Raw genomic sequence first — 7,077 nt, 5'->3', positions numbered from 1 at the left:
GATTAGCTCTGTTCGGCACTTGCGGTTAACGTTCCGGCGCTTGGCGAGGTTGCGAACTTCGGAACCGATTATTTTCTGTTAAAGATAAAATTTCTTGCGATAAATAAACGTGAATTTACTACAAAATTCGCAATCTTGCCAAACGCTTGTTAGCAGTAGTTTTTTTACGTAACAATTAATCACAATTTTTCAAATATTCTTCTTCGGCGTCAACAAATTTGTTAAAGTTCATTATGTTATTCGGATTTATAGATAATATTTTTAATGCGACGTCTATTTCTTTTCCATCTTTTACATTTTGTTGCTCACTAATAAAGATTGAGTTTTTAACCAACTCTCCATTTTGAAAAGCTGATTGAAAATCATCGACAGGTATATCTCCAAAATCTGATGTATGGATAATTGCAAAATCTTTAGAGGTTAGACCAATTTCGTCGATAATATTTTTTATGTAAGTTACATCATTAAAATAAAAAGAGTCATTTTTTAAAAGAATTCCTTTTTTATTTTCAATAAATGCTTTAACACTATGACCTCCAACATTCATTGGTATAATTGTCAAATTCTCAGATTTGAAATGTATAATTGTTTTCGGAATTTCAATTTTCTCTTTTGTAATTATAAAGCTATAATCTTGTGCCATTATATTTGTTTAATAATTGTTTTACTATTCAATAATATTTCTGAATATTTCGATTCTCGAAAAATTACTGCTAACGTTCCGGCGCTTGGCGAGGTTGCGAACTTCGGAACTGATTATTTTCTTTTAAAGATAAAATTTCTTGCGAAATGTAAACGTGTATTTACTACAAAATTCGCAATCTTGCCAAACGCCTGTTGTGTGCTGTTTTTTTATTCATCAAAATATTCTTTCCCTTCTTTACTCAACCAACCTTTTTGACCATTTGGTAGTTCAAAACGAGCAAAATTATATTGAAATATGCTAAGTGATTTATATTTGAAGTTATTCTGTAAAGGATAGAGCATAAATAAATTATTTTTTTCTAATTTATAAAAAGGATTTTGAAATTCAATTGATTGTAATTCTTGTAATAAATCAAAATCTTTATTTGAAAAATTAGGATTTATAAATTTATCAATAAAATTAAATCCAAAAGATCCATTTATGTTTTTGTAAGCAACTATATTAAATTTTGAATACAATAGTCCGTTATTATATTTATTATATTGACCATATGAATTTTCTTTATCCTCATAGTTATTAATGTTTTTACTTATAATTTTATTAAAAGAAGAATTTTCGACAGATAAAAAAAACTCTATATTTTTTGTATTTATAAGTTGAATACTATCTTTTTTAAAGATTTGTATATCATAATTGTAAAAATTGCTATCAACAAGAAAAAATGAATTATACTTTTTATTAATCTTTATTTCACCTTGTTCTACCTCAATAATTGCTTCGGGTAAATTATATGAATGAAAAAATGAAGGTTTTTTTAATTCTTTTCCATTCCAATCAATCCAATTTAGGTTGTTTTTTTTAAGAATTTGAACATTTCCCATATATGTATGAGCAGCTTTTATTCTTTTTTTATTTAACTTTTTAAATCTTAGATTGTATAAATCAACATTGTTTTTTTTATAACAGTATATTATACTATTTATAGTTATTGAATCATAAATTTCTTTTATTAATATTTCGTTATAAATGTTTTTTAGCTGAACTTTTTTGTTTTTAAGTGTATCAATTATAAATTCTTGTTCGTCAAAGATTCTATTAGTTGTTAACCAAATGTGTTTATTAGTTAATTTACTTTGCTTTACAATTTTATAGTTTTCAAAACTATTGTTTCCTAATAATTGCAATTTATTTTTGGTTGGAATTATGAATGAGTTAAAATCACCAGAAGTTATTATTATTTTTTTGTTCTCTCCAAAATTTGCATAGAAATATTTTGAATATTCATCACATTCAATTAATTCCATTTTATTTGTAACTTCTTTAAATTCATGTTGATATGTTACGAAAGTTTCATTGTTAAAATGTGTTAATTCATATTCTCCAAATTCATCTTTTTCATTTGAAACAAACTTTATTTTCTTAATCTTTTTAAAATCATATTTTACAATAATATCCTCATAATAAACATTTTTCATATTATTACTATAATTAATAAAATCAGCCTCGCTGATTTTATTAATTATAGTAGAAAACTTCATTTTTTTGTTGTTTATATTTGATTCAATAATTAATTGTAAATAATCATTATTTTTTTTTAGTATAATTCCTTTTTCAGGATTTATAAACTGCAATTCTCCTTGAGTAATTTTATAGGTTTCTTGCGCAAAATTGAATTGAGTAAATAAAAATAAAGCTAAAATTAGTTTTAAGTTTTTCATTTTAATTAAGAATATATAATAACTGTTTTAGCTTATTTTTTATAATATAAACTTTATTATCCCGCATTGCGTAAATTCCTGTGTAATCAATAGAGTCGAATTCTTCAAAAATAGACTTATCATTATATAATAAATTATATTTTCCATTTTTGGTTTTAAAAACACCTACAAGTTTATCATCTACACATACATATGGTTCACAAAGTATTTTTGTTGTTAATATTAGTTTAGGTTTGATGTCAACTTTATAATATTCCCATAAATTATCGCTATTTAAAAGTGCAATACCGTAATTTATAAATTTAGCATTTTTGTATTTTAAATTAATAACTTGTTTAAAAATAGAATCATATTTTATTACGCCCCACTTTTCATTTTTTTTAACTAAATAATATTTACCATTAGAAGCAATTGAATCGTAAACTTGAGATTTAATTTTATTTATTTTATCAATTATTTGATACTTATTATTTTCAACAAATTGGATTCCAATATATGTTTTTGGATACCCACAAATAAAATCACAAGAATTAACAATTTTGCCATAACGAAAAGAAAAACAAAGTTTTTCATCAAATTTTACATCTCCATCATGAAACTTAATTGTTTCATAAATTGGTTCTACAAGAAATACACCTTTTTTATCTATTATACCATACTTTCCGTTAAATTTAACCAATGCGAAATTTTTAATAAATGGATATGCTTCTTCGAAAATGTAGTTTATAGAAACTTTTTTATATTGACAATCTATTTCAGTACATTCTGGATAATTATCTAAATTATCAAAAGCCTCATTAAATTGAATTAAATAAGGTAATCTTTTTTGTAATTTTTCATAAACCTTGTTTTGGCTAAATGAAGATGTTATTACAAATAGAATAATGATGTTATATAATGTTCTCATTCTTTTTAGTTTTCTTTAGTTCGAAAATAGCACACAACGTTCCGGCGCTTGGCGAGGTTGCGAACTTCGGAATCGAATATTTTCTATCAAAGATAAAATTTCTTGCGAAAAGTAAACGTGAATTTACTACAAAATTCGCAATCTTGCCAAACGCCTGTTAGCAGAAGTTTTTATTTCCAAAATTCCCACCATTTTTTCTCGCTAATCTTTTCGGAGTGTTTTTCTATTTGATTCTTTTTTTCATTCTTGAAGTCTATTTTTAAAAATTCTTCAATATGTTTCCAACCTATTTCTAAAATGTTACCTTTTAAATCTAAAATATCATTCCTAATTAAAAAGTTTAGTCCTTCATTATTCATATTATTTGTTAAGTAAAATGCTAAAGTTTTATGATTCTTTTCTTTGAATAACTTTTCAATTTCATTTTTATCGTATTTTATTAAAGATAAAGCTATAGTAGCTCTAACTTCATCATTTTTTAATGAAGCGTAAATTTCTTCTTTATTAAAAGATTTATTATGATTGTTTGGATTTGCATACTCATAATTTATATATTTTTTAACCCAATCTTCATTCAAAGTTGATAAAGCAATACTAAAATAAGGTTCTAATTCAGCCTGCTTATTATTTGAAATCAAATCTTCAAAGAAAAGCTGTAAACCTTGATTTTTATAAAATGGAATTCTTTTTATAGCAGCAAATCTTACATGTGGATTTGTTCCTTTAGAAATACAGTATTTTAAAAACTCAAAAAAAGAATTATCTTTTGTTTCTCCAAGATGCATTACCAAGGCTATTTTATTATCTTCTGATTGAAATTTAGAAAAATCTTCAATCATTTTTTTGTTTTCAATTTCAACTTTGAATTTTGATATCATTCCTAAGTTAGCGGTTGAAATATTGCTTAAATCATTTGAATTATGAGTTTTAAGAATGTTATTTGAAAATTCATTTCTGTCTAATTCATAAGATTTTTTTAAGCAAGCAATTCCTAACCAATATAAATCATCTATTTGACTTAACTCACGTAGCTTAATAAAATTGTTTCCCAAAGCAAACCAAGATATTGCATTATCGGGTTCAGATTCTATAGCTCTGCAAAAGAAATTTGTGGCTGTAAAGAAATTATTTTCCTTAGCAAATATCAATCCACATTGTTCGTAATGATTCATTATTCTCGATTTTCTGTTAAAATTTCTGCTAACGTTCCGGCGCTTGGCGAGGTTGCGAACTTCGGAACCGATTATTTTCTATCAAAGATAAAATTTCTTGCGAAATGTAAACGTGATTTTACTACAAAATTCGCAATCTTGCCAAACGTCTGTTAGCAAATCGGTTTTTTTATGGAATTAACAATAAGACTAGTTTCTTATTCTTCTTGCTTAAACATAAAAACATGTTAATAGCCATTTTTTCATACATCAAAACTGCTTTAAATTCGATTACTTTTCCACATGCGTCTGTTTCAAAGTTTTTAAAACCCGAACAATAAATATCATTAAGTTTTCCGAGTTTATTCTCAACATTATTAAACATGATATTTATGGATTTTTCATTAGCATCAAAAGATTTATCAAATTGATAAAATAATTTTTTGTACTCTTTATTCTTTATTAAATTAGTTATTTCTTCAAAATTGGACATATAACTTTCTACTTCAGAAAGTTCTTTTACTGAGTAATTAAAATCAAAGTTATCTCCATTATTTATTATTATTTTTACTTTAACGTTATCATAATTCTTATCATTAAGATTTTTATAAAGAATGTAGGCTATATTTCCTGCATGATAATCAATACTATTCACATCATAATTCAATAGTTCGCTTTTACTTAATTCAATTTCATAACATTTGCTTTCAGCATTTTTTATTAATATGCATTCTCCTTTATAAAAGTCTATAACTTTTTTAACAGCATTTGGCTCGATTTGAAAACTATTTGATTTATTACATGATAAAAGTGTAATAATTAAAATGACTAGTATATTTTTTCTCATTAATGTGTTGAATTTGAATTTTTTAACCTTAATTTTTTGTGATTTTCATATAATTCAACAAAGATAAAAATTTTCATTTGTTGCTTTAAATTGTTGAATTCTTCCTCGGTTTTCTAAACTGTTTGCTAACGTTCCGGCGCTTGGCGAGGTTGCGAACTTCGGAACCGATTATTTTCTGTTAAAGATAAAATTTCTTGCGAAAAGTAAACGTGAATTTACTACAAAATTCGCAATCTTGCCAAACGCCTGTTAGCAGTAGGCTTTTTATTAGGTTCAAAAATTAAATTCATTAAATGTCAAATCGTTAATTATACAGTTTTGTTCAATTGAAAAGTAGCAATTCTTTCCGTTTTTATAAAGACCAAAGGATGAGTTGTCTATCCATTTACATTTTTTTGCAAAATTATAAGTGCTGTCAAACCAATACAAATTCTCTTTTTCGAGAAGAACTTCTTTTCTTGTCGAATCTCCTGTCTTTATTACTAAGGATAACTTAGATTTTTCTTCTGTTTTTGTTAAAATTACTTGTCCAATATGTTTTCTGTTTTTTGATTTTTTTTCAGGATAATATTTTTCAAATTTAAAGTCACTTTCAATAATGTGTTCGTATGCTTTATTAAAAACAGATTTGTCCCAATTATAAATATTTGCAATTTCTATAACTGTCGAATGCAAAATTTCAAGGATGTATTTATACTTTTCTTTTTTAGAAAGGCTTAAATATTTATTTTCATCTATAATATTATCGTAACTGCAAATTGCACCAAAATAATTTGGTTTGTCCCAGTTTTTTGTTGGACCAAGATGAATACATATTCTGCCAGTCTTTTTTGGCTTGTAACCATTTAGTTGGTCGTGATAAAAGTCAGCGATGTAATTTACGATTCGTCTAAAATCCAAATCTTGTGGTGCGTCTTTTATTACGCTTCCGTTGTAATAAATTGTTATATCGTATAGAGGTGCTCCCATTTCTTGGTTCGTCTTTTAAGCTTACTGCTAACGTCCCGGCGCTTGGCGAGGTTGCGAACTTCGGAACTGATTAATTTCTATCAAAGATAAAATTTCTTGCGAGAAATAAACGTGAATTTACTACAAAATTCGCAATCTTGCCAAACGCCTGTTGGCAGATCGTTATTTTACATATTCACCATCTTTAAAGTTTTGAATTTCTATTAAATTCCCATCAATATCAAATAAATTTAGTGTTCCATTTCCGTCTTTTAAAGTGCCTTTATCTAATAGCTTTCCATTTCCATCAAAACAATTTATTATAGTTAATAGTTTTCCATCTGAATATAATCTTTCTGTATAGATTTTTCCATTAGTATGAAACCAATTCCATTGACCTATTAACTTTCCATTATCTAGTGTTCCAATTCCTTCTTTATTTCCGTTTTCGTGAAAAAATTTCCATTCTCCATTTTGTTTTCCTTCGTTAAATTCTCCAATCTGATGTAATTTTCCATTTTCGTGATAGATTTTCCAGATTCCAATTTCTTTTCCATCTCGATATTTACCTTTTTGAAATATCTCTCCATTTTTATGGTAAAATTTCCAATTTCCAATTTTTAAAACGTTTGAAGTTTTTCCAATTTTTTTTAATTCGCCACTTTCATAAGTCTCTTTTGTGAGTTTACAAGAGACAAATAATAAAGTTGTAAAAATTACTATTATAATGTTTTTCATTGATTAAATCTTGTGTTTTTACACGTTTCAGTGATAATGTCTGCCAACGTTCCGGCGCTTGGCGAGGTTGCGAACTTCGGAAACGATTATTTTCTATCAAAGATAAAATTTCTTGCGAGAAA

The 7,077-nt window shown here is 25.9% G+C and carries 7 protein-coding genes; all 7 read right to left on the bottom strand.

The annotated features are described in order from the left end of the window. Window positions 1–175 precede the first annotated feature (175 nt). Window positions 176–643: a hypothetical protein gene (locus G6N05_RS15265; protein ID WP_166131774.1), complete on the bottom strand. Its 468-nt coding sequence runs from the start codon at window positions 641–643 to the stop codon at window positions 176–178. 209 nt (window positions 644–852) lie between these two features. Beyond that, window positions 853–2,364, bottom strand: coding sequence for a hypothetical protein (locus tag G6N05_RS15260; protein WP_166131771.1), 1,512 nt, complete (start codon window positions 2,362–2,364; stop codon window positions 853–855). A gap of 1 nt (window position 2,365) precedes the next feature. After that, the gene (locus G6N05_RS15255; RefSeq protein ID WP_166131769.1) at window positions 2,366–3,271 is read right to left on the bottom strand and encodes a WG repeat-containing protein; all 906 of its coding nucleotides are present in this window, start codon (window positions 3,269–3,271) and stop codon (window positions 2,366–2,368) included. A gap of 170 nt (window positions 3,272–3,441) precedes the next feature. Then, the gene (locus tag G6N05_RS15250; RefSeq protein ID WP_166131766.1) at window positions 3,442–4,443 is read right to left on the bottom strand and encodes a hypothetical protein; all 1,002 of its coding nucleotides are present in this window, start codon (window positions 4,441–4,443) and stop codon (window positions 3,442–3,444) included. 169 nt (window positions 4,444–4,612) lie between these two features. Next, window positions 4,613–5,269, bottom strand: coding sequence for a hypothetical protein (locus G6N05_RS15245; protein ID WP_166131763.1), 657 nt, complete (start codon window positions 5,267–5,269; stop codon window positions 4,613–4,615). Window positions 5,270–5,542: 273 nt separating this feature from the next. Then, window positions 5,543–6,238 (bottom strand): hypothetical protein, encoded by a 696-nt coding sequence (locus G6N05_RS15240; protein ID WP_166131760.1) that lies wholly within the window; start codon window positions 6,236–6,238, stop codon window positions 5,543–5,545. A 162-nt stretch (window positions 6,239–6,400) separates the two neighbouring features. Then, window positions 6,401–6,955 (bottom strand): toxin-antitoxin system YwqK family antitoxin, encoded by a 555-nt coding sequence (locus tag G6N05_RS15235; protein WP_166131757.1) that lies wholly within the window; start codon window positions 6,953–6,955, stop codon window positions 6,401–6,403. Window positions 6,956–7,077 lie beyond the last annotated feature (122 nt).

Source organism: Flavobacterium bernardetii (assembly GCF_011305415.1).
Classification (GTDB): Bacteria; Bacteroidota; Bacteroidia; order Flavobacteriales; family Flavobacteriaceae; genus Flavobacterium; species Flavobacterium bernardetii.
The sequence above is the reverse complement of the archived record's forward strand: the minus strand, read 5'-3'. Positions and strand labels throughout refer to the sequence as shown.

What these genes read in the sequence shown, in the direction of transcription:
- G6N05_RS15265 (WP_166131774.1), bottom strand. Translation starts at nt 643, where the DNA reads ATGGCACAAGATTATAGCTTTATAATTACAAAAGAGAAAATTGAAATT.
- G6N05_RS15235 (WP_166131757.1), bottom strand. Translation starts at nt 6,955, where the DNA reads ATGAAAAACATTATAATAGTAATTTTTACAACTTTATTATTTGTCTCT.
- G6N05_RS15250 (WP_166131766.1), bottom strand. Translation starts at nt 4,443, where the DNA reads ATGAATCATTACGAACAATGTGGATTGATATTTGCTAAGGAAAATAAT.
- G6N05_RS15255 (WP_166131769.1), bottom strand. Translation starts at nt 3,271, where the DNA reads ATGAGAACATTATATAACATCATTATTCTATTTGTAATAACATCTTCA.
- G6N05_RS15245 (WP_166131763.1), bottom strand. Translation starts at nt 5,269, where the DNA reads ATGAGAAAAAATATACTAGTCATTTTAATTATTACACTTTTATCATGT.
- G6N05_RS15240 (WP_166131760.1), bottom strand. Translation starts at nt 6,238, where the DNA reads ATGGGAGCACCTCTATACGATATAACAATTTATTACAACGGAAGCGTA.
- G6N05_RS15260 (WP_166131771.1), bottom strand. Translation starts at nt 2,364, where the DNA reads ATGAAAAACTTAAAACTAATTTTAGCTTTATTTTTATTTACTCAATTC.